Genomic DNA, 22,508 nt, shown 5'->3' on the forward strand with positions numbered 1-22,508 from the left:
TATTATAATATACCTCCTAATAAAATCAATGAAATAGCAAAACCACAGGCTATGGCTATGGCAATTAATATTGATTCAGTTAACCTTAATAGGCCAGCTATAATATCACCACAAAGCATATCACGAACAGAATTTATTAGTGCAATACCTGGAATAAGAAGCATAATATCACCAATAATAATTTTGTCAACATTAGTTCCTATTCCTATTTTGGCAAATAAAATTGCAGCTAACCCTGTGATAATTGAGCAAACAAAAGTATATATTAATTGGTTAATGCTTTCTCTTTTGATAAAAGTATCAATAAAGAATATAAGTATACCAATAATTGCAGTTGCAATAGCATCTAGGAGATTACCACCAAAAAAGACAGCAAAGCCACTAGAAGCTAATATGTATCCTAGACAGGAACTCCACTTTATACAGTGTTGATTTACTGATAGCTGTTGTACTTTTTTCTTTATTTCATTGAAAGAAGGTTTAGTTTGACATATATATCTAGATAAGGAGTTAAGCTTCTCAAGTTGACTAAGGTCTGTTCCATAGGAGTAAATCCTTCGTGTTTGTGTTAGAGTTTCTTCATCACTAGTTTTTATAGTAGCTATAATTAATGATCTTATTGAGAAAACATCTATACGGTCAATTTCATAAACCTTACAAATACGAATAATTGTATCTTCAACACGATTAGTTTCACCACCAACTCGTAGCATATGCTCACCAATATCTAAGGAAAGGCTTAGTATTTTGGACGCTTCAATTGTGATTTCATTCTCCTTCATAAATGTCTCCTTTAAGTTAGTTTATATTCCCATATTTATAATATTAGAATATAAAGATTATTACAATGAGATAATTCTAATAAGTTCGATTTATGTATTTTAAATACAAATAGATGTTAGTCAGAAATAAAATGTTAAAGAGAAAAATCAAAACACCTGAATAGTATTTTAACTAATCAGGTGTTTCTTTATATTCATTTATGAATTACCACAAGGGTGAAAAATCCTTAAGTTACTACCAGAATAATCCACGTCTACAGCAGTTGTTTCCAAAGCCACCAAGACCACCACAACCCAATAATACCAACCATATTAGCCATTGGTTATTATCACAATCACAACCAAAATTAGAATTACAATTACGGTTTGTAAATCCTGTACAACAGGAGGTTGGACATCTGTCACAACATGAATGTATATTACAACAACAGCAGCAATCACATTTGCAATTAGAATGACGTCTTCTATGACTACTCATATATATTACCTCACTTTTTATATTTACTCCTAAGATTATGTTTTGGGAGTATGTAATATAAAAGGAATTTGAAATACACTAAAATAAATATATATGATTTATAAAGATGTATCTCACTATTATGATATGAAGATATTGAATTTAAGTTACAGGATAATGATGATTAAAGTTGACATGTGTAAATGATTAAATAAAATAAGGAATATTTTAATGAGTTTGTTTTTTATTGTATAATGTAATAAATGTAAGTAGTGTTTGATATTTAAATATAAAAAGATAAGAGGAGAAAGTATGAAAGAAATATTATTAGTAGAGGATGATTTAGATTTATCAAAGGTGTTATCATCATCATTAAATAAATGGGGATTTGAAGTAAATTTAATAGAGAATTTTGATAGCATACTAAAAGAGTTTATAGAAAAAGAGCCACAGTTGTTAATAATGGATGTTAACTTACCTTATTATGATGGTTTTTATTGGTGTAAGAAAATTAGAGAGATTTCAAAAGTACCTATTATATTTTTATCATCAAGGGATTCTAATATGGATTTAATTATGGGGATTAATAATGGAGGAGACGATTATATTACAAAACCATTTTCCATAGAAGTTTTAATAACCAAAATAAATGCATTGCTTAGAAGGACATATGATTATGCAGGGAGTGAGTCTATAATTTATTACAATGATGCAGTTTTAGATATAGAAAAATGTACATTTAAATACGGTAATAATACTATAGAGTTAACTAAAAATGAAATTAAGATATTGTCTGTTTTAATTAAGAATAGAGAAAAGGTTGTATCTAGAGATAAGCTTATGATGAGCCTTTGGAATGATGATGAATTTGTGAGTGATAATACATTAACAGTTAATATAACAAGGCTTAGGAATAAGATTAAAGAAATTGGACTTGATGATTTTATTAAAACAAAGAAAGGTATAGGTTACATGGTTTAATGGACATAGGGAGATTTATTAAAGAGAAATCATTAAGTGTAGTATGCTTTGTAACTATATTTATAGTAGTAAATTTATTTTTATTTTGCCTAACTTCATTCAAGAATAATTTAGGAGATTTGATCTATATAGATTTTATTATTACAGCGATATACTTAGTGTTTCTATTTATGGAATATAGCAAGTGGAAAAAAGTATATGGAGATTTATATAAGTTGATGGATGATAATAAAGGGATTGCCATTAATGATATTAATGGGGAATCGTTAGAAGAAGAAATAATGACTTATATTATTAGGAACAAAGAATATGACAAGTATAAAAATGTTAAATTATATGAAGAAAATTTAAGGGATATGGAAGAATATATTTCTAAATGGATTCATGAAATAAAGATTCCTATAAGTGCTTTAAATATCATATCAGAGAGAATAGAGGATGAGGATATAGGCCATAGTGTAAAAAATGAAGTTGAGAAGATTAATTTTTTGGTGAATTCAGTTATGTATGGAAGTCGATCCACAGCTTCAGCTGAAGATATATTCATTAAAGAGGAAATATTAAAAGAAATAGTAAAACAAAGTGTAAAGAATAATGCTTTTTTTCTTATTAAAAATAATATAGAAATTGAAATGAAAGATCTAAATTATAATATTTATACTGATAAAAAGTGGTTATCTTATATTTTAGATCAAATTATTAATAATTCTATTAAATATATAAGAGATTTGGGGAAGTTACAATTTTATGCTAAAGATGAAGGAAAGTATATAGAGTTATACATAAAGGATAATGGAATAGGGATAGCTAAAGAGGATATAGATAGAGTTTTTAATAAAGGCTTTACAGGAACTAATGGAAGAAATACAGTATATAAATCTACTGGTATGGGCTTATACTTCTCTAAAAAAATTATAGAAAGGTTAGAGCATAAAATAGAAGTTGAATCAATTCAAGGAGAATTTACAGTCTTTAAAATAAGATTTTATAAAATATCAGATTATCTAAAAAGTTTGACCTAATTAAAGATGTACCTATGTAAAGGTAGGTAGATGATGTGCTAGTTACAAGATTAATTATCTATGAAAAAATGTTATGATTAAACTTCAATGTTACTAAAATGTAATGTTAGAGCTTTAAAAGTAACTTTAAGAGAGGGAAAACCAATATAAAAACTATTAGAATTAAATTAGGGTTAGATATGAATCTAATAAAAATTAAGTGTGATTATATTGGAGGAAAAAAAGTGAAAGAAATATTAAAATTAAATGATGTTGATAAAGAGTATGGAATTAAAGGTTTTAGGAATAAAGTTTTAAATAAGGTTTCTCTTACAGTTAATGAAGGAGATTTTATTTCTATAATGGGTCCTTCAGGATCTGGAAAAAGTACTTTATTAAATCTGATATCTACATTAGATAAACCAACTAAAGGTGAAATAATACTAGATGGAGTAGATATAACTAAAGTTAAAAATAAAGAGCTATCTAAACTCAGAAGAGATAATATAGGATTTATATTTCAAGACTATAACCTTTTAGATAATATGAACTTAATGGATAATATAGCATTACCTCTTGCATTAGGTAAGAAAAAAAGTAAGGACATAGAGGACAGAGTTATAAAAATTGCAGACTTATTTGGTCTTAAAGACCATTTGAAAAAATATCCCTATGAGTTATCAGGTGGACAAAAGCAAAGAGGGGCTGCCACTAGAGCCTTAATAACAAATCCTAAGGTTATATTTGCAGATGAGCCAACAGGAGCTTTAGATTCAAAGTCATCTTCAGATTTACTAGAATGTTTGAATAGGGTAAATAAAGAAGAAAAGGCAACTATTATAATGGTTACTCATGATGCACTAAGTGCCAGCTATTCAGACAGAGTTTATATATTAAGTGATGGAGAAATAAAGTGTCAACTTAATAAGGGAACTGATAGAAAAGAGTTTTATGGAAGGATAATAGACTTATTAGCATCTTTAGGAGGTGCAAAGTAATGAGTGTTTTCCAGATAGCCTATAATAATTTTAAAAACAACATAAAAGTGTATACTATGTTCTTTATCTCAATGGTATTTTCAGTAGTTATCCTAAGTAACTTTATGATACTGATGGATGGAAATGCTTTGAAGTATTTGGGTGATTTAAATGAAGAGTATGCAAAACTTGTAATACAGATGTTAACTTTAATACTTGTAATATTTATGTTTTTCTTTATATGGTATTCATCAAATGTATTTTTGAGAAATAGAAAAAAAGAGATTGGTATTTATACTTTTATGGGGTTGGACTCTACTACAATTGGTAGAATATATTTTATTGAAATTATGCTTATAGGATTAAGTTCATGTTTACTTGGTACAGGGATAGGTGTTGTATTATCTAAATTATTCCAAATAATAGTATTTAAGCTAGCTGAGTTTGATATAAATATTACTTTTAATGTAACCTTAAACTCAATAGTATATACGGTTTTAATATTTCTTGGAATATTTCTATTTATGAGTTTAAAAGGACTTATAAGTATTATTACAAGTAATGTGATAGACCTTTTAAATGATAGTAAGAAAACAGAAAAAATGCCTAAGGTAAATTGGAAGATATATATAATTTCATTTATATCACTAGTCTTAGTTATAGTTGGATATTATTTAATACTTAAAGATAAAATGAATGCATTTACTACATTACTTTTAGTTTGTGCAGGTACTTACGGATTGTTTGGAACTGTGTTACCAGTAGTATTTAATTTCTTTATTAAAAGAAAATCTATTTTATATAATGGGGAAAACATAATAACTATTAATAATTTAGCTTATAGATTAAGAAAAAATTATACAACCTATGCAACTATAGCAATTCTTACAGCATGTACAGTAACAGTATTAGGTACGTCAGTTGCAATGAAGGCATCATATGATGAATCAGATGCTAATAATAGATTATATTCAATATCTTTCTCTTCATCAAATGAAATAAACAATAAAGAAGGTATTAAGAAAGTTTTATCTAGTATTGGAGAAGAAAAATATGAATTAAGCACTCAGGTTTTAAAGGCTAAAAGTACATTTAAAGATGTACCAGATTATCATAATGATGATTATATAGTATTATCTTATAATCAATTAATTGATATTTTAAAGATAAATGAGAATGTAGATAGCCTAAGCAAAATAAATGAAGATATGGTTAAGGATGATCAAGTAATTTTCATCCAGAGACCAGGAACAATAGGTAGTCTTCGTAGCTATGATAACATAACTGTAAATGACATGGAGTTTAAAGTAAGTGAAAGTAATATTAGATTACGTACTTTAGGTTCAGAGTTAAATTATATAACTATTGTTGTAAATGATGAAAATTATGAGAAAATAAAAGCGAAGAGTGAATTAGTTAATTTCTATGGCATTAAGATAAATAATGAAGAAGAATTTCTTAATATGGAAAAATTAGAATCTATCACAAATGAGTTAAGTAAATATGTTGATATAGAAACAACTCATGCTACACTAGGAATATATGAAAGTAAGGGAATTGAATGGATGAAAGGTATTTATGCAATAGGAGCATTTTTATTTTTAGTATTTATTTTAGCAGAAGCTAGTATAATTTATATTAAGATATACAGTGATGCAAAGGAAGATAAAAGTAAGTATAAAATATTATTAAATATTGGAGCATCTAATAAAGAGTTAAGAAAGTCTATAAATAAAGAGGTTGCACTATTTTATGTAATACCAGTAGTAGTAGGCTTAATTCATAGTTACTTTGCTATTAGAACTCTAGGAGATTTTCTATCTATAGATTTAAATAGTACTTATATTATAAGTGTATTAGTAAGTATGCTTATATTTGGAGTTAGTGCAATTATTTCAATGAAGACATTTAAAAAGATAGTTAAGGTATAAAGTATTCTGCTTATAACTTTCAGTTTATTTATTAATAGAGAGTGTTAGTTTTATATAGTAGAAGTAAAATTTTTGAATAGATTAAAAAGATATTTAAAGTAAATTACTTTAAATATCTTTTTTTTACTGAGCTTATTTTAACCACCAAGGGTAACATCTTGTTCATTATACCAGTTTAAAGCATTATAGAATTCTGTAGAAGTGAAATCAGGCCAATAGGTGTCTATTACGTAAAAATCAGAATATACAGACTGAATTGGTAAAAAACCACTAAGCCTTCTTCGACCTCCCCATCTTATGATTAGATCAATTCTAGAAATATCCTCTGAATGTATGAAAGGTAGAATATGTTTATTAGAGGAATTGGATTTTTTCAATAGATTTAAGTCCCACTCCCATCCATAATGGATTAGGAAGTTTACCTTAATACCACCATTACCAAATTTTTTTCTAGTTGTAAAGGGAATTAAAGCCCTAGGAAAAGCACTTGACTCAGTATTCCCAATAACTAATATTTCGCAATCCTCTTTTGTTAAAAGCATTACAGAATCAATGCAAGCTTGTATAAAAGCAAGCTTTTGATCAGAGGGACGTTTTGTGTTATCTATAGTAAAACCATAGAATGTTAATTCTTTTATATTTTCTTTTTGGCAAAGTTTAAATACTTCAAGACCAGGATTTATGCCATGTTTATATCCTCTATCCTTGGTTAGGTTATTTGATAAAGCCCAGCGTCTGTTGCCATCAGGAATTATTCCAATATGATTTGGTACTCTCATATGACCTCCATAAAATTTTAAATTATAATGTTATGGTTTCCATAAAAACATAAAATAAACATGAATTTTCATTTTATATAATTATTGTTTGAACTTTTCTGGGAATTGTTTGATTATTCCATCTGAAATTGTATCAGCCAGCTTAATGATATGATCTACACCTTGGTCATATGCTTTAATATCTGCTTTCCAATCCTTATTTACTCTTGCAACAACTGCATCTGTAAGTAGTTGTAGATGTTTATGTAACATATCTTTTAGAGTCTTATTTGAATAGTTAGGATTAGCGCTGCTTAAAAAATCAGCTATTTTATCTGCATTTTCGTACCATAATTTATTATACTTTTCAAAATCTTCTTTGGATCCACTTTTAGCTGCATTAACAACCTGACCAGCAATTGTTATATGTTCTCTTAATAATGATGCAAGCTGATTTCCAGCTTCTTCACCGTAATAAGGTTTAATTGAATTACCAATATCATCTTGATTTTTAAGAAGTCTTTCCAATACATCATCTCTATCTTCTAGAGAAGCTAAATCACTTATAAGAAAGCTTCTAGTCCATGCTACATGATCCATCCAAAGTCTTCTTTCTGCCATTTGTAAGTCAGCCATGGATTTTGTATATAATTTGTCTTTTAAGGATATATATTCTGTAGCTTCACCCTGAGTAGGAAATAAGAATATAATGGATAAAAACAAGACAAATAGTGAAGTTTTAAAAAAATTTTTCATTTTATACACTCCTTTTTAGTTTAAGTTTTAATTAGTTTATACAAATAAATATATATATATACGAGTAAATAATATTATTATTTTGTCAGAAGATTGTAAGACGTTGATGATAATATACAAGGTATAGCAAATAATTATTGTGGAGTGATTTAGAATGAATATATTAAAGACATATAAGCTAATTAAAATTTATGGGGAAGAACCTAATTTAGTTAATGCCTTAGACGATGTAAGCATAGATATAAATGAAGGTGAATTCATAGCAATAATAGGCACATCAGGCAGTGGTAAGTCTACATTGCTTAATATGCTAGGAGGACTAGATAGGCCTACTAGTGGTGATGTTTATATATTAGAAAAGAAATTAAGTGATATGAAGGATGAAGAACTTACAATTTTCAGGAGAAGAAATATAGGATTTATATTTCAAAACTATAATCTAGTTCCAATTTTAAATGTTTATGAAAATATAGTTCTCCCTATAGAGTTAGATGGTGTTAAGATTGATAAGGAATATGTAGACTCAATTATTGACACGTTGGGTTTAAAAGAAAAGCTTACTAATATGCCTAATAACTTATCTGGAGGACAGCAGCAGAGAGTTGCAATTGCAAGGGCATTAGCAACAAAGCCTGCAATAATATTAGCGGACGAGCCAACAGGAAATCTTGATAGTAAAACAAGTATGGATGTTATTGGACTTTTAAAGATGACTAGCAATAAATTTAATCAAACTATGGTTATGATTACCCATAATGAAGAAATTGCACAGCTTGCTGACAGAATTATTAGAATAGAAGATGGTAGGGTTGCAGTAAGAGGTGATAATTATGATGTTTGAAAATAATAATAAGGAAGTAGTTAAGAGAATAATTAAGAGATCCATTAGAGCTAATAAAACAAGGAATATATTTGCTATCGTAGCTATAATTTTAACTACCTTTATGATTTCAACTGTATTTAGTATAGGAATTAGTTTTGCAAAAAACTATATGGTGATGAATTTGCGTATACAAGGTACAACGGCTAATACAACTTTAAAAGAAGCAACTAATGAACAGTATGAGAAATTAAAAAAACTAGATATTTTTAAAAGTGTAGGATATCAAATTAATGTAGGTAGAGTTAAGGCAGATTCTTTAGATAAGAATAAAACAAAAATAAACATAGAATATCATGACAGGATAGATTGGGAAAATCAAATAATCCCTTGTATAAGTGATATTGAAGGAGATTATCCTGCTAAAGAAAATCAAGTTATGGCATCTAGGAAATCACTAGAGTTTTTGGGATTAAAAGATGCTAAAATAGGGGATAAAATAAAGATTTCTTATACAATAAAGGGAGAGGTAAAAGAATCTGAATTTATTTTAAGTGGTTATTATACTAACTATGATATTGTTCAAGACACAGGATATTTAATGATTTCAGAAGAATTTATAAAGAAAAACAATCTATCTTTAGAGAAAGATGGAACTCTACTTATGACTTTAAATAACAGTGAAAAAGATAATGCACAAGATATCTTAGAGTCAGAGATTAGGTGTAAACAAGGACAAGGATTCAAATATAGCTATGATATAACTGAAGAGTCATCAAGTACTGCAATTGTAACTATAATTATAATAGTAATTATTTCTTTGTTCATAGTACTTAGTGGATACTTACTTATTTATAATGTTATGTATATATCAGTTACTAAGGATATTAATTTTTATGGACTTATAAAAACTATCGGAACCTCACCACGACAAATAAAGAAGATAGTTAAAGGTCAAGTTTTAAGGTTAGCTACAGTAGGTATTCCTATAGGATTAGTACTAGCGGTTATATTTTCTTTTATAATTGTACCAATAACTATGGGTACTTTTAAGGATGGAGGATACAATGGAAGTGCAATGCCATCTGATATATCCTTTAGCCCCATGATTTTTGTTGGAGCAGCGCTATTTGCGTTATTAACAGTAATATTAAGTTGTAATAAGCCAGCTAAAGTTGCTAGTAGTATCTCACCAACAGAAGCTTTAAGATATTCAGGAACAAAAATAAAGAAACAAAAGAAAAATAGAAAGTCAACTAATGGAGGAAAGCTTTATAAGATGGCTTGGTATAATGTGTTTCGTGATAAAAAGCGTGCAATAGTTGTATTTCTTTCATTATTTATGGGTATTATGACATTTCTTAGCGTAAACACCTTCCTAGATAGCCTTGGTGTAGATAATTTTATAAATAGATATAAGAAAAATGATTTTGAAGTTCAAAATATTAATACTGATAAGGAGAAATTAGATAAACCTTTAGTTGATAATATTAGAAGTATGCAAGGAGTTAAAAATGTTGCTGTTACAAAAGTAAGCTTAGCGGAGCTAGATATGACTGATAACTTCTTTTTACCTTTAATTGAAGAAGCAAGTATAAAGGAAGGTATGTCACAAGAAGAATTAAATGTATTTTTAAATAAAGTTAAAGAAGATCCAAGTATATATTTTAGTTGGATTCTTGGAATAGATGATGACCTTATAGAGAGATATAATGAAGAGGCTAAAGAGAAAATAGATATAGAAGAATTTAAGAAAGGAAGCTTAGCTTTAATTAAGCCAATATTTTATGACGGAAAGGATAAGTCACTTTATAGTGAATTAAAAGGTGAAAATTTTAGTATTAAAGATAAAGACACCGGAGTTATTGCTAGATATAAAGCGCAATTTATCAGTGATACTAATGGAAACTTACCTTATGGATTAGGTGGAGTATTGGGTGCACCAACAATTTATATTAGTAATTCAGCTATGGAAAAGTTAGATAAAGATGCAGCTTATTATTTATTACAAGTAAATGTTGATGAGATATATGAAGCTAAAATTAAACAGCAATTAAAGACATTAACTAATAATCGTGGATTATGGCTTGAATCTAAAAGTGATACAATAAAAGAGTTTAATAATACATCAATGGTAATGAAGATACTCGGGGGAGGAATTTCTTGTATTCTTATATTAATTGGAATTTTAAATTTCATAAATGTGATGATTACAGGAGTTAGTGTTAGATTGAAGGAACTTTCAGTAATGGAAAGTATAGGCATGACTAAAAAACAAATTAAAAAAATGCTTACATTTGAAGGTCTATATTATGCAAGTATAACTACTTTATTTATTTTAACATTAGGAATGGGAATTATATATGGAATAGCAGAATTAACAAAACAGATTGCAGATTATGCAGAGTTTGTATTTCCAACAGTTTCGCTATTAATCTTAGTGGTATTTATATTTGCAGTATGCTTAATTACACCTAGCGTCGTATTTAAAACATCTTCAAAAAAAAGTGTGACTGAACGTATAAGAGAAACTGAAAATTAATCTTAGGTGGCAGATTTATACAATCTGTCACTTTTGTTATAATAAAAAAGAGGTGATGTAATGACAACAATTTTGATTATTGAAGATGATAAAATCCTCAATAAAGGTGTTACCTTTGCATTAAGAAAAGAAGGATATAATATACTTTCAGCTTATACTAAAGATGAAGGAAAGACTTTAATTCAAAATAATGAGATTGACTTTTTATTGCTAGATATAAACTTGCCTGATGGGAGTGGGCTGCAGCTATGTGATGATATTAGAGGAAGCGTCAATTTTCCTATTGTATTTTTTACTGCCAATGATACAGATGAAGATATGTTACAAGGTTTTGAAAGTGGTTGTGATGATTATTTAGCAAAACCATTTTCCTTGGAAATATTAAAACATAAAGTTAATGCTATATTGAGAAGGCAATCAGTTGATACTAAAGATATTTTTCAATATAAAGATTTAAAAGTAGATTTTGATAGAAAATCTGTTTTTGAAGGAAAAAATCAAATTAATTTAACTAGTACTGAATATAAGCTTTTAGAACTACTTGTTAGAAATAAAGGGAAGGTGATGACTAAGGAAATGCTTCTAGAAAAGCTTTGGGATGTTAAGGGTAATTTTGTAGATGAAAATACTTTAAGTGTAAATATAAGACGTATACGCAAGAAAATAGAAAAAGATTCTAAAAATCCTAGGTATATTATTACGGTTTTTGGTATTGGATATGTGTTTGGAGAGTAGCATATGAAAAGTAATTTTTATAATATGAAAAATATGATTCAAATATTAATTATATTAATTTGTTCAGCATTTACTACCTTCATAGCTTTTGCAGTAAAAAATCTTAACGTAACTATTATCTCAACTATTTTTTCAATAATAATTATTTTAGGATTTTATATGTATGAAAGAATATTTAAAAGCTATATTGAAGAAATACTTATAAAGCTTTCAGATATGTTAGCTATAATGGCTGATATGAAGGATAAAGAAATATTCTCTATGGTTGAAGATTCGGTTTTCTCAAAGCTTCAATCACAAACTATTAAGTTAAATCGAGTTTTAAAAGCTCAAAATAAACAAATAGAAGATGACAAGAATGAAATAAAGTCATTAATTTCTGATATAGCCCATCAATTAAAAACACCATTAACAAATTTAAAGATGTATGGTGAGTTTCTTCAATATGATAATTTGACAGAAGAGGAGAGAAGAGAGTTTCAAGAAACAATTATGGTTTCTTTAAATGAACTTAGTTTCCTGGTAGAAAGTATGATTAAAATGTCTAGGCTAGAAATTGGAGTAATTCAGATAAAGCCAGATTATGAAAGTTTAAATGAAACTATATTATTAGCAATAGGTCAAATACGTAAAAAGGCAGAATGTAAAAATATAATTTTAGAGCTTAATGAAAAGGATAAGGTTACAATTTTACATGATAGAAACTGGACTATAGAGAGTGTATTTAATATCCTAGAGAATGCAGTAAAGTATACAAAAGAAAATGGAGTAATTAATATTTCTATACAAAGTTATGAAATGTTTGCAAGGATAGATATTGAGGATAATGGTATAGGGATTAGTGAAGAAGAGCTACCTAAAATATTTAGTAGGTTTTATAGAGGGAAAAATGTTGGTGATGCTGAAGGGATTGGTATAGGACTTTATTTAGCAAGGGAAATTGTTTCAAAACAAGGTGGGTATATTAAAGTAAAATCAAAAAAACAGGGAACTATATTCTCAATATTTTTACCTATTAAATAAATTAATTATCTTATAAGATTGATTGACATTTTTAATAAATGAGCATAAAATAGTTTGCATAGGAACTAAAAGGTTCTAATGCGAACTATTTTTATTTATTTTATAGGAGATGATATGATGAAAAATTTAGATAAATACATTCTAAAGGTAGGAAAGAAAACTTTATTATTAATAGCAGGATTAGTTTGGGGATTTGCAGGATTTAGAGTATTTACATTAGGTCAAGGAGATGTACAAATAAATCATGGAAATTGGATTATTAGCTTAATTGTTGCTAGCATAGTGTTTTATGCATTCTTTAAATTCATATTTAGTAAAATGTCTAGAAAGCACACTAGAAGAATTATGAATAGTAGTTTACAAAAACATTGTGTATTCTCATTCTTCGATTTTAAGAGCTATTGTATAATGGGGTTCATGATATTCTTTGGAATAACTATAAGAAATCTCGGAGTTTTTAATCCTGTTTATGTGGGAACTTTTTATATGGGATTAGGCGGAGCATTATTTATGGCTGGAGTGTCTTTCTTAATTAATTCATTAAATTTCGAAAATACCAAGCTAAAATATAATAGTTAAATTTAGGAGAGGTTTATATGAAATATGATTCGTTTGAAATATCAATGCTCATAAAAGATATATATGCAAGCACCATCGGTATAGTTAGTGAGAATCTAAAAGATAGTGGACTTACCCATCAACAGATAATGGTTATTAAACTAATTGCACATAAGGGGAAGGTTAATATATCTCAATTGTGTGATGAGATGTCCTTAGCAAAGGGAACTGTTTCGGGTATAGTATCAAGGCTAGAGAGATCTGGATATGTAAAAAAGGTTAAGAATGAAGACGATAAGAGGAATACCTATGTTACATTTTCAGATAAAGGGATAGAATTTGCTAAGGAATTTAGAAATCAAATTAATCAAGGTTTTGATAAAGTATTTAAAAATTTTACAGAAGAAGAAGTACTAGAAATGAGAGATTATTTACTAAAGATAAGAAATAAGATTAAGTAAAATCAAAAAAATAGGGAACTGTATTCTCAATATTTTTACCTATTAAGTAAATTAATTATCTCATAAGATAAATTGACATTTTTAATGATTCAACATAAAATAGTTTGCGGAGGAAATGGAGTGTTCTAATGCGAACTATTTTTAATTTGTTTTATAGGAGGTTAATTATTAAGTATTTTTACTAATGAATAGTAGATTATATTGAAGATAACAATATAATAGAAAAATTACAAAGGATAAAGGTGATTCAATGAGCATATTAAATAGCATTATAGGTATTATATTTATTTTTATAGTGGCATTCTTACTATCAAATAATAAGAAGAAAATAAACTGGAGAACTATTATTATAGGATTTTTAATTCAATTGGGCTTTGCAGTTATAGTTTTAAAGTCAGCTGTTGGAAAAAAAGTCTTACAGAAGATAGCGACAATGGCAACGTCAATTATCGGGTATGCAAATGAAGGAATAAATTTTTTATTTGGAGCAGCTATACCTACTAATGGAGGAATGGTTTTTGCTTTTCAAGTATTGACCGTTATTATATTTATTTCATCTTTAGTTTCTGTATTGTACTACTTTGGAATAATGCAATTTGTTGTAAAGATAATAGGTGGCGCTTTAGCAAAACTTTTAGGAACTTCTAAGCTTGAAACTTTGTCAGCAGCTGCAAATATATTTTTATCACAAATAGAATCACCTCTTTTAATAAAACCATATATCAATAAACTATCTACATCAGAACTCTTTACTGTAATGGTTGGAGGTGTAGCTTCAGTTTCAGGTTCTGTTTTAGTTGGATATTCACTTATGGGGATTCCACTAGAATATCTTATCTCAGCAAGCTTTATGGCTGCTCCAGCAGGACTTATAATGGCGAAAATGATATTTCCAGAAAGTGATGCAAAAGCCTTAGAAGATAAAATTGAATTAGGAAAAGATGACTCAGTTAACGTGGTAGATGCAGCAGCGAAGGGAGCATCAGAAGGGTTAGGTTTAGCGCTAAACATAGGTGCCATGTTACTTGCATTTATTTCTCTTATAGCTTTAGTAAATGGAATAATAGGATTTATTGGTGGACTTGCGGGGATAGAGGGATTAAGTTTAGAAATGATACTTGGATACACATTCTCACCAGTGGTTGCAATTATAGGAGTTCCTTGGAATGAGGCTTTAACAGCTGGGTCTCTTCTAGGACAAAAGATAATTTTAAATGAATTTGTTGCCTTTAGTAAATTAGGACCTATAATAGGTGAACTTTCACAAAAAACTGCAGCCATAATGACTTTTTCATTATGTGGATTTGCAAATATATCCTCAATTGCTATTTTAATCGGTGGAATTGGAGGAATGGCACCAAAGAGAAAGCATGAAGTTGCAAAGTTAGGATTAAAAGCTGTAGTTGCAGGTACTTTAGCAAATCTTTTAAGTGCAACTATTGCAGGACTTTTAATAGGATTATAAGACTATTAGTGATATGGTAAACATTATAAAAAAATTTTAATGATAGTAGTTCATTTTAAGATAATTATATTTTATAAAAATGAGATATATTTTTATTAAGTGTTAAAAACTTCATAATAGAAAATAACATTAAAATAAATAAAACCTATTGAAGTATGAAATAATAAGTTAAAAGGGTTTACTATTATTAAATCTAAAAAATAAGATTTAATTATATAATTATAATAAAAATAATTTTTTAAAATTACTTGACATTTGATTTATAAACATGTAAATTGATATTAACAAATTAAATTGAACAAAATTTAATTTATATAAATAATATCTAAGTAAATTGATTTTAGGAGGAATAAAAATGGCAAAGATAGTTAATTCAGCTGAATTTAATAATGAAATAAAAGATGGTGTTGTAGTAGTAGACTTTTTCGCAACATGGTGTGGACCTTGTAAAATGTTAGCCCCAATATTTGAAGAATTATCAACTGAGATGAAAGGTAAAGTTAAATTTATTAAGGTTGATGTAGACCAATGTCCTGATATAGCGATGAAATATAGTGTAGCATCAATTCCTACAATAATAGTATTTAAAGATGGAAACAATGTAAATACTACAGTAGGGTTTATACCAAAAGAAAGAATAAAAGAAATTGTAGAAGCTTATCTATAATAAAAATATAGGAGATTACTCCTATATTTTTAATCTGCAAATTTGGAGGATAGAGCTATGAGTGAAAGATATGATATTGCAATAGTTGGTAGTGGTCCAGCAGGAATATCAGCAGCTTTAAATGCAAAAATAAGAAATAAGAGTTTTGTGATATTTGGCAGTGATGAACTTTCAAATAAATTAGTAAAGGCTCATGAAATTAATAATTATCTAGGTTTCTATGGTAAAAGTGGTAAGGAAATTCAAGCAGCGTTTAGCAATCACTTAAGAGCTATGGATATAAAAATAACAGAAGAAAAAATAAATAATATATATGCTATGGGAGATTACTTTGCTTTAATGGTAAATGATAAAATGTATGAAGCAACTTCAGTAATATTAGCTACAGGAATTCAATACGGTAAGCTGTTCCCTGGAGAAGAAAAACTTTTAGGTAAGGGTGTTGGATATTGTGCTACCTGTGATGCACCGCTTTATAAAAACAAAGTAGTTACAATAATTGCATATAGTAAAAAAGAAGAGGAAGAGGCAAACTTTATTGCTACTTTAGCATCAAAGGTATATTACATTCCTATGTATAAAGAGTTTGTAAATGTTCATGCATCTATAGAAGTAGTAAATGATACGCCTATGGAAATAACTGGTGGAGATAAAGTAGAAAAGTTAGTTTTAAAGAATAAAGAAATTACTACTGACGGCTTATTTATACTAAGAGATAGTATATCTCCAGGTCAATTAGTTCCAGGATTAAAAATTGTAGACAATCATGTAGAAGTTGACAGACAAATGCAAACGAACCTAAAAGGTTGCTTTGCAGCAGGAGATATAGTAGGCAGACCTTATCAATATATAAAGTCTGCAGGAGAAGGAAATGTGGCTGCATTATCAGCAGTTTCCTATGTAGATTCAAAGGAAAAATAAAGGAAGAGATATTTGTATGAATTATTTATAATGTTATTCAAATTATTTGTTGTATTGACATATAAATTTTAAAATTGTAAAATAATCTCAAACAATATGATTTGTTAAAAATTAGTTTTAATAAGTCATTCTGTGAAATGGAGAATTTATATGAAGAATTGTGAATGTATTAAACTAGAAAATCAAATATGTTTTTCTCTATATGCAGCATCTAGAGAGGTAATAAAGTTGTATAAGTCTATTCTTGATAAGCATAATCTTACTTATACACAATACCTAGCTATGTTAGTGCTGTGGGAAGAAGAAAAGATGACAGTTAAGGACATTGGAAAAAGACTACATTTAGACTCTGGTACTTTAACTCCATTATTAAAAAAACTAGAATATATGGGGTTAATTACAAGACATAGAGATGTAAATGATGATAGAGTAGTCATAATAGAATTAACAGGAGCTGGATTAAAGCTAAAAGGTGAAATTTTAGATGTGCCAGGAGAAGTATTTTGCAAATTAAATATATCTAATGATGAAGCAAAGGAACTTAAACGTAATTTAGATAATTTATTACAAAGTTTAGAGTAGTAGTACAAAAATTTAATAATTAGAATTAATATTCATACAAAGTTAGTTTTAGAAATAAATTATAGATATAAACAGAGTTCTTAGCTTCTCTGAAGCTTAGAAATCGTTATCCAGGGACGTAATAGGTCTTTATTCCCTCTTTGAAAAAGATGGGACTAGTCATCGGATAAAATATAAACCTCTTTAGATTTTGACTAAAGAGGTTTTCATACGTTAAGCTTTAACTTTAATAGAGTTTAGTAAGTACATAAAAATTGCACTAGTTCCTAATATTATGCAAAGACCTTGAGTAATTGCTGTGAGAGTTAGAATTAAGCCAGCATCTTTTATAGGCAGCTCAACCTTTTGAGTGATAATTAAGGACAGTAGAGGATAAACAAAGGCTCCGATACAGTTAATCATTTTACATAAAAAAAGTATATAGACTTCTTTTGGTAGGCTCATATAGGTGCTAAATATATCATTAAATTTACTTTTATTAATATGCATAAAATCTCCCCTCAAATAACATATAAATTTAGCTTTTTTAAATTTTCTTCTTAGATTGTTTAAATTAGTCTTCTTTCTGTTTTACATCATACAATAATTTTTAAAATATATGTAAAAAATTCACTTTTGTTTTTTCAAAATTTATTGAATAATAGTATATATAAACTTACAATAGATATAGTAGTTTATTTATTGAATAGAATAGACAAGCTTATATTTAAACTGTGAAATACGCAGTAAGAAAATATATTTTATAAGGGGGATATCAATGAAAATTAATTTAAAGAAACTAAGCTTAATTATTGGAACTATAATTATAGGTATAGCTATATTTACAGGTTGCTCTAAGAAGGATGAAATAAAGGATGCCTTTAATATTTATAAAGATGCTTGGATTAAGCAAGATTTTAAAAGTATGTATAATATGCTTTCAGCAGATTCAAAAGCATATATAAACGAGGAAAAATTTTTAGAAAGATACACCAATATATACGGTGCTATTGTAGCTAGTAATATGGAGATTCAGATAGTAGGGGAAAAGGAAAGAGATAAAAAGTCATTAGAAATACCATTTACTATGACTATGAATACAATGGTAGGAAAAGTGGAGATTAAAGATTTTAAAGCAACCTTAGTTAAAGAAGATGATAGCTATAAAATAAAGTGGAATGAAAGTTTAATATTCCCTCAAATGAAACCTGAGGATAAGGTAAGGGTTGAAGATTATTATGCTAAACGTGGAAGTATATTAGATAGAAATGGAAACTTTTTAGCACAAGATGATATAGTGAAGTCAGTAGGAATTCATCCAAGTAAATTTGAAAATGAAAAGGCTGCCAAAATAACAGCTATGGCAACTGCATTAGACATAAGCGAATCTTATATAGAAGAACAGCTGGCAGCTAATACTAACCCAGATCACTTTGTACCAATAGTATCTGTCCTTCAATCTGATTCTGAAAAATTAAATAAGCTTTCCACTATAGAAGGAGTTATAATTAACAATAAAAACTCTAGAGTTTACACCGGAGGAGAAGCTTTTGGAAATCTAATCGGATATGTGGGAGCAATTACATCAGAAGAATTAGAAAGTAATAAAGATAAGGGCTATTTACAGACAAGTCTTTTTGGAAAAGCAGGTCTTGAGAAAGTTTATGAAGATATATTAAGGGGTCAAGACGGTGGAGAAATATATATTGAAAGAGGAGAAGAAAAAATATCTATAGCTAAAACAGAAGCTAAAAATGGACAGGACATAAAACTCTCAATAGACCCAGAGCTTCAAAGTAAGATATACAGTGAAATGAAAGGTGAGAAGGGAGCATCGACTGCAGTAGATCCTAAAACAGGAGAAGTCTTAGCTATGGTAAGTTCACCTTCCTATGATCCAAACGTATTTGTAACTTATAAGACAAAAACTTTAAGTGATAAATGGGAAGAGCTTGATGGTCAGCAGTTTGATAATAGATTTAATAATGTATATGCACCAGGTTCTACAATGAAACTTCTTACAGCTGCTATAGGATTGGATGAAGGTGTACTTAACCCAGAAGAAGGCATGGATATTAAAGGACTAGAGTGGCAAAATAACTCTTCATGGGGGGGATATAAGGTTACAAGAGTAAAGGATCCTGGTAAGCCCATAAACTTAAAAGATGCCACAAAATACTCAGATAATATATATTTTGCAAGAGTAGCATTAAATATAGGAGCAGATGCGTTTATAAACGGAGCTAAAAACTTTGGTATTGGAGAAGAGGTAACTTTCGAATATCCAATGGAAACTTCTCAAATTAGTAATGAGGGTACTTTAAGTAAAGAAATACTTCTTGCTGACACAGGTTATGGTCAAGGTGAGGTACTTATGTCACCATTAGATATTGCATTATCATATAGTGCGTTAGGAAATAATGGAGATATAATGCAACCAAGACTTAACATTGGAGAAAATGTAGAAGCAAAAGTATGGAAAAATGCCATAAAGGCAGAAAAGGTACCAGCTTTAGTAGATGCTTTCTCAGCTGTAATAAATGATGCAGATGGAACAGCTACCACTGCAAAAGTAGACGGATTTAATATAGCTGGTAAAACTGGAACCTCAGAAATAAAGAAAGACCAAAAGGATCAATCAGGTAAAGAAAATGGATGGTTTGTAGCTGTAAATACAGATGACTCTAAAATTGCTATATCTATGATAATAGAAGATGTTAAGGATAGAGGTGGTAGTACAATACCAACGGCTATGGTCAAGAATGTCATGGAGTATTATTTGAAAAAGTAGATATTTTTTATAGTGAAAGAGGATGTGCAAAATGTTTAATATTGAAATTATCTCAGGTTCAAAGGAACTATTAGAATATGTAGGTCCACTATGGGATAAACTTAATGATCATCATAAAGATAATTCTATAGATTTTAAAGAAAAATATGAGAAGTTCTCCTTTAAGGAAAGAAGTAATGGATTTCTTGCTTACAAGAAGGACAATATAAATATTAATCTAGTTAAAGACAAAGAAATATATGTTGGATATTGTGTTTCTACAATAAATAATAGTTTTGTAGGAGAAATTAGTTCCTTATATATAGAGGCCGAATATAGGAAGTATGGGATTGGTGATGAACTTATTAAAAGGGCTATTAAATGGCTGGATGATAACAAGGTTAGTAAAAAAATAATAGGAGTAGCTGTGGGAAATGAGGATGTACTTAAGTTTTATGAAAGATATGGATTTCGTAGTAGGACTATTATTTTAGAGCAGTGTTAACAATGGGAGACAGTAATATGTCTCCTATTTTCTTATAGGATTATAACTTAATTATAATTAACAGGTGAGGTGAAAATAAAGTGAAATTTAGTATAGGTGAGATGGCTAAACTACATAATATAAACATACAAACTTTAAGATACTATCATACTATTGGGTTATTAGTTCCTATAGAAGTAGATTCTCAATCAGGCTATCGATATTATGATGATACTTCTAGCCAGATGTTATGGAAAATAAAAGCGCTACAGTCCACAGGATTGTCTCTTAGTGAAATTAAGAAGCTTTTAAATGGAAATATATCTGAAACAGAAAGGATGTTTAACAATTTAAAAAATGTAATTGATGAAAATATAGAAAATTTAAAGAAAGTTTCTTATTATGTAGAAGAGCAATTAAAGCATATAAATGATTTAAAGAAAGGAAATTATTTTATAGAGCCGAGAATTATGGTATTAGAAAGAAGAGAAGGATATCTAATAGATGTAAGTGAAGGAAATACTATAGATAATGTAGTAAAGGCTTTAGTCAGCTTTGATAAAAGTAACAATATTAGTGTAGAGGTTATGTTTAAACCTTCAAGATTAGTTACTATTAATGAAAAAGGAGAAGTTCACCTTAAAAGTTACTTAGCTATTAGCAAAGGCGAGAAATTAGAGAATTCCAATAATAAATATATATTAGAAAAGGGGTTATATGCAGTTATTGATCATGTAGGAAGTCCAGATAGTTTAGAAGAAAGTTATGATAGACTATTAAATTATGTTAAGGAACAAGATATGTCGGTACAAGGAATTGGCATAGAGGAGTTAATTATTGGATCTAATATATCTAGTAACACTAAAGAGTGGGTAAGACAGATTCAAATATTATTAAAATAACAAAAGATATGAATGAAAGATTTTCTACTCATTCATATCTTTTATTTTAATTATTATTTTTTAGTATTGGAAAATCCTCTCCCTCAATCCACGTAAATCCATAAGCTTTAAGAGCTTCTATAAAGTTATTGTTACCGATACAAGACCAATTTGCTTTATAATGAAGTCCAAAATATCTTTGGGCCATATTAATATAGCCTTGCTTTTCTATAGATGCAATAATATTATTACTATATTCTTCACCACCTATATCAAAAGTCACTTCTTTCATTGATTCCATGTTAACTGGACTAAGAGGAAATTTCTTAGAATGATACTTTTCATTTTGTAGTTTTACTAAAGTATCTATAGGTAGATCTTTATAGCTTTCCTCATGAACTATGGCTTCTACACCTAGCTTTGGAGCAGGAATTAAAGGTTGATTTGGATATCCAATACTTAAAAGGACTACAGGGAATACACCTTCAGGAATATTAAATATGGATTTTAATTCCATGAAACAACTTTCTACTGTACCTATATATACAGAACCTAAACCTACAGAATCAGCAGCAGTGCAAATATTTTGAGCACATATTATTGTATCTTGAAGAGCAATCCAAAAATGTCTATAGCTTTTGGTAGCTACAAAAGGAGCATCAGAGGCTTCACACCAACGTTGAATTCTCCTCCAGTCAATGCAGAATAGAAGATTAGTAGGAGCATTTTTAACTAGTGATTGCATATCGCATTCATCAACTAAACGTTCCTTAATTTTATCATCAGTTATTTTTATTATTGAGTAGGGTTGAAGATTTCCTCCTGTAGCAGCATGTAATCCACAAGATATAACCTGGTTTAATAATTCATCAGGAATTTTCTTTTCTAGAAAGCTTCTGCAACTTGCACGTTCACATAATAATTTGATAGTTTCATTAAAATATTCTTTGTTCATAATATCATCTCCTAAAAATAGT

Annotated in this window: 23 protein-coding genes; 17 read left to right on the top strand and 6 right to left on the bottom strand. The window is 28.5% G+C overall.

Going from position 1 to position 22,508, the window contains the following annotated elements; all coding sequences use genetic code 11:
• Positions 1-2: 2 nt before the first annotated feature.
• Both ABDZ93_RS07985 and ABDZ93_RS07990 read right to left on the bottom strand, forming a co-directional pair.
• Complete coding sequence (locus ABDZ93_RS07985) at positions 3-782, bottom strand: threonine/serine exporter family protein (protein ID WP_343825305.1); 780 nt, start codon at positions 780-782, stop codon at positions 3-5.
• 235 nt (positions 783-1,017) lie between these two features.
• Positions 1,018-1,260: a hypothetical protein gene (locus ABDZ93_RS07990; RefSeq protein ID WP_343825307.1), complete on the bottom strand. Its 243-nt coding sequence runs from the start codon at positions 1,258-1,260 to the stop codon at positions 1,018-1,020.
• A gap of 291 nt (positions 1,261-1,551) precedes the next feature.
• Here ABDZ93_RS07990 and ABDZ93_RS07995 point away from each other — a divergent pair, with 291 nt between their 5' ends.
• The 4 genes from ABDZ93_RS07995 (at position 1,552) to ABDZ93_RS08010 (ending at position 6,129) form a co-directional block, all read left to right on the top strand.
• Entirely contained in the window at positions 1,552-2,220 is a 669-nt protein-coding gene (locus ABDZ93_RS07995; protein ID WP_343825309.1) for a response regulator transcription factor, read from the top strand.
• A gap of 170 nt (positions 2,221-2,390) precedes the next feature.
• Positions 2,391-3,242 carry a sensor histidine kinase gene (locus ABDZ93_RS08000; RefSeq protein ID WP_343825311.1) on the top strand — a complete coding sequence of 284 codons (852 nt, stop codon included), beginning with the start codon at positions 2,391-2,393 and terminating at the stop codon, positions 3,240-3,242.
• Positions 3,243-3,466: 224 nt separating this feature from the next.
• Positions 3,467-4,219 (top strand): ABC transporter ATP-binding protein, encoded by a 753-nt coding sequence (locus ABDZ93_RS08005; RefSeq protein WP_343825313.1) that lies wholly within the window; start codon positions 3,467-3,469, stop codon positions 4,217-4,219.
• Positions 4,219-6,129 (top strand): FtsX-like permease family protein, encoded by a 1,911-nt coding sequence (locus ABDZ93_RS08010; protein WP_343825315.1) that lies wholly within the window; start codon positions 4,219-4,221, stop codon positions 6,127-6,129. Before ABDZ93_RS08005 ends, ABDZ93_RS08010 begins: the two co-directional genes overlap by 1 nt.
• Before the next feature lie 137 nt (positions 6,130-6,266).
• On the opposite strand, the gene ABDZ93_RS08015 is transcribed toward ABDZ93_RS08010, so the two are convergent.
• Positions 6,267-6,908: an undecaprenyl diphosphate synthase family protein gene (locus ABDZ93_RS08015; RefSeq protein WP_343825317.1), complete on the bottom strand. Its 642-nt coding sequence runs from the start codon at positions 6,906-6,908 to the stop codon at positions 6,267-6,269.
• An 81-nt stretch (positions 6,909-6,989) separates the two neighbouring features.
• Positions 6,990-7,643 (bottom strand): glycosyltransferase, encoded by a 654-nt coding sequence (locus ABDZ93_RS08020; RefSeq protein WP_343825319.1) that lies wholly within the window; start codon positions 7,641-7,643, stop codon positions 6,990-6,992.
• A gap of 154 nt (positions 7,644-7,797) precedes the next feature.
• On the opposite strand from ABDZ93_RS08020, the gene ABDZ93_RS08025 reads away from it, so the two are divergent.
• The 10 genes from ABDZ93_RS08025 to ABDZ93_RS08070 all read left to right on the top strand — a co-directional run bounded on the left by ABDZ93_RS08025 (position 7,798) and on the right by ABDZ93_RS08070 (position 17,417).
• Positions 7,798-8,484: an ABC transporter ATP-binding protein gene (locus tag ABDZ93_RS08025; RefSeq protein WP_343825321.1), complete on the top strand. Its 687-nt coding sequence runs from the start codon at positions 7,798-7,800 to the stop codon at positions 8,482-8,484.
• On the top strand, positions 8,474-11,005 hold the full coding sequence (locus ABDZ93_RS08030) for an ABC transporter permease (protein ID WP_343825323.1): 2,532 nt from the start codon (positions 8,474-8,476) through the stop codon (positions 11,003-11,005). Before ABDZ93_RS08025 ends, ABDZ93_RS08030 begins: the two co-directional genes overlap by 11 nt.
• 60 nt (positions 11,006-11,065) lie before the next feature.
• Positions 11,066-11,740 carry a response regulator transcription factor gene (locus ABDZ93_RS08035; RefSeq protein ID WP_343825324.1) on the top strand — a complete coding sequence of 225 codons (675 nt, stop codon included), beginning with the start codon at positions 11,066-11,068 and terminating at the stop codon, positions 11,738-11,740.
• Positions 11,741-11,743: 3 nt separating this feature from the next.
• Complete coding sequence (locus ABDZ93_RS08040) at positions 11,744-12,763, top strand: sensor histidine kinase (RefSeq protein WP_343825326.1); 1,020 nt, start codon at positions 11,744-11,746, stop codon at positions 12,761-12,763.
• 117 nt (positions 12,764-12,880) lie between these two features.
• Positions 12,881-13,342: a hypothetical protein gene (locus ABDZ93_RS08045; protein ID WP_343825328.1), complete on the top strand. Its 462-nt coding sequence runs from the start codon at positions 12,881-12,883 to the stop codon at positions 13,340-13,342.
• Positions 13,343-13,359: 17 nt separating this feature from the next.
• Entirely contained in the window at positions 13,360-13,782 is a 423-nt protein-coding gene (locus ABDZ93_RS08050) for a MarR family winged helix-turn-helix transcriptional regulator (RefSeq protein ID WP_343825329.1), read from the top strand.
• 250 nt (positions 13,783-14,032) lie between these two features.
• Entirely contained in the window at positions 14,033-15,247 is a 1,215-nt protein-coding gene (locus ABDZ93_RS08055; RefSeq protein ID WP_343825331.1) for a NupC/NupG family nucleoside CNT transporter, read from the top strand.
• A 355-nt stretch (positions 15,248-15,602) separates the two neighbouring features.
• Positions 15,603-15,914, top strand: coding sequence for a thioredoxin (trxA, locus tag ABDZ93_RS08060; RefSeq protein ID WP_343825333.1), 312 nt, complete (start codon positions 15,603-15,605; stop codon positions 15,912-15,914).
• 57 nt (positions 15,915-15,971) lie between these two features.
• Positions 15,972-16,835 carry an NAD(P)/FAD-dependent oxidoreductase gene (locus ABDZ93_RS08065; RefSeq protein ID WP_343825335.1) on the top strand — a complete coding sequence of 288 codons (864 nt, stop codon included), beginning with the start codon at positions 15,972-15,974 and terminating at the stop codon, positions 16,833-16,835.
• A 150-nt stretch (positions 16,836-16,985) separates the two neighbouring features.
• Entirely contained in the window at positions 16,986-17,417 is a 432-nt protein-coding gene (locus ABDZ93_RS08070; protein WP_343825337.1) for a MarR family winged helix-turn-helix transcriptional regulator, read from the top strand.
• 213 nt (positions 17,418-17,630) lie between these two features.
• Here ABDZ93_RS08070 and ABDZ93_RS08075 read toward each other — a convergent pair whose 3' ends face one another.
• Positions 17,631-17,906 carry a hypothetical protein gene (locus ABDZ93_RS08075; RefSeq protein ID WP_343825339.1) on the bottom strand — a complete coding sequence of 92 codons (276 nt, stop codon included), beginning with the start codon at positions 17,904-17,906 and terminating at the stop codon, positions 17,631-17,633.
• 268 nt (positions 17,907-18,174) lie between these two features.
• Here ABDZ93_RS08075 and ABDZ93_RS08080 point away from each other — a divergent pair, with 268 nt between their 5' ends.
• The 3 genes from ABDZ93_RS08080 (at position 18,175) to ABDZ93_RS08090 (ending at position 21,552) form a co-directional block, all read left to right on the top strand.
• Positions 18,175-20,187 carry a penicillin-binding transpeptidase domain-containing protein gene (locus tag ABDZ93_RS08080; protein ID WP_343825341.1) on the top strand — a complete coding sequence of 671 codons (2,013 nt, stop codon included), beginning with the start codon at positions 18,175-18,177 and terminating at the stop codon, positions 20,185-20,187.
• A gap of 31 nt (positions 20,188-20,218) precedes the next feature.
• On the top strand, positions 20,219-20,671 hold the full coding sequence (locus ABDZ93_RS08085) for a GNAT family N-acetyltransferase (RefSeq protein WP_343825342.1): 453 nt from the start codon (positions 20,219-20,221) through the stop codon (positions 20,669-20,671).
• Positions 20,672-20,751: 80 nt separating this feature from the next.
• A complete protein-coding gene (locus tag ABDZ93_RS08090) occupies positions 20,752-21,552 on the top strand; it encodes a MerR family transcriptional regulator (protein ID WP_343825343.1) in 801 nt (266 codons plus the stop codon).
• Between the two features lie 46 nt (positions 21,553-21,598).
• On the opposite strand, the gene ABDZ93_RS08095 is transcribed toward ABDZ93_RS08090, so the two are convergent.
• Positions 21,599-22,486 carry a nitroreductase family protein gene (locus ABDZ93_RS08095; RefSeq protein ID WP_343825345.1) on the bottom strand — a complete coding sequence of 296 codons (888 nt, stop codon included), beginning with the start codon at positions 22,484-22,486 and terminating at the stop codon, positions 21,599-21,601.
• Positions 22,487-22,508 lie beyond the last annotated feature (22 nt).

It is taken from the genome of Clostridium subterminale, from assembly GCF_039521425.1.
Lineage (GTDB): Bacteria > Bacillota > Clostridia > Clostridiales > Clostridiaceae > Clostridium_J > Clostridium_J subterminale.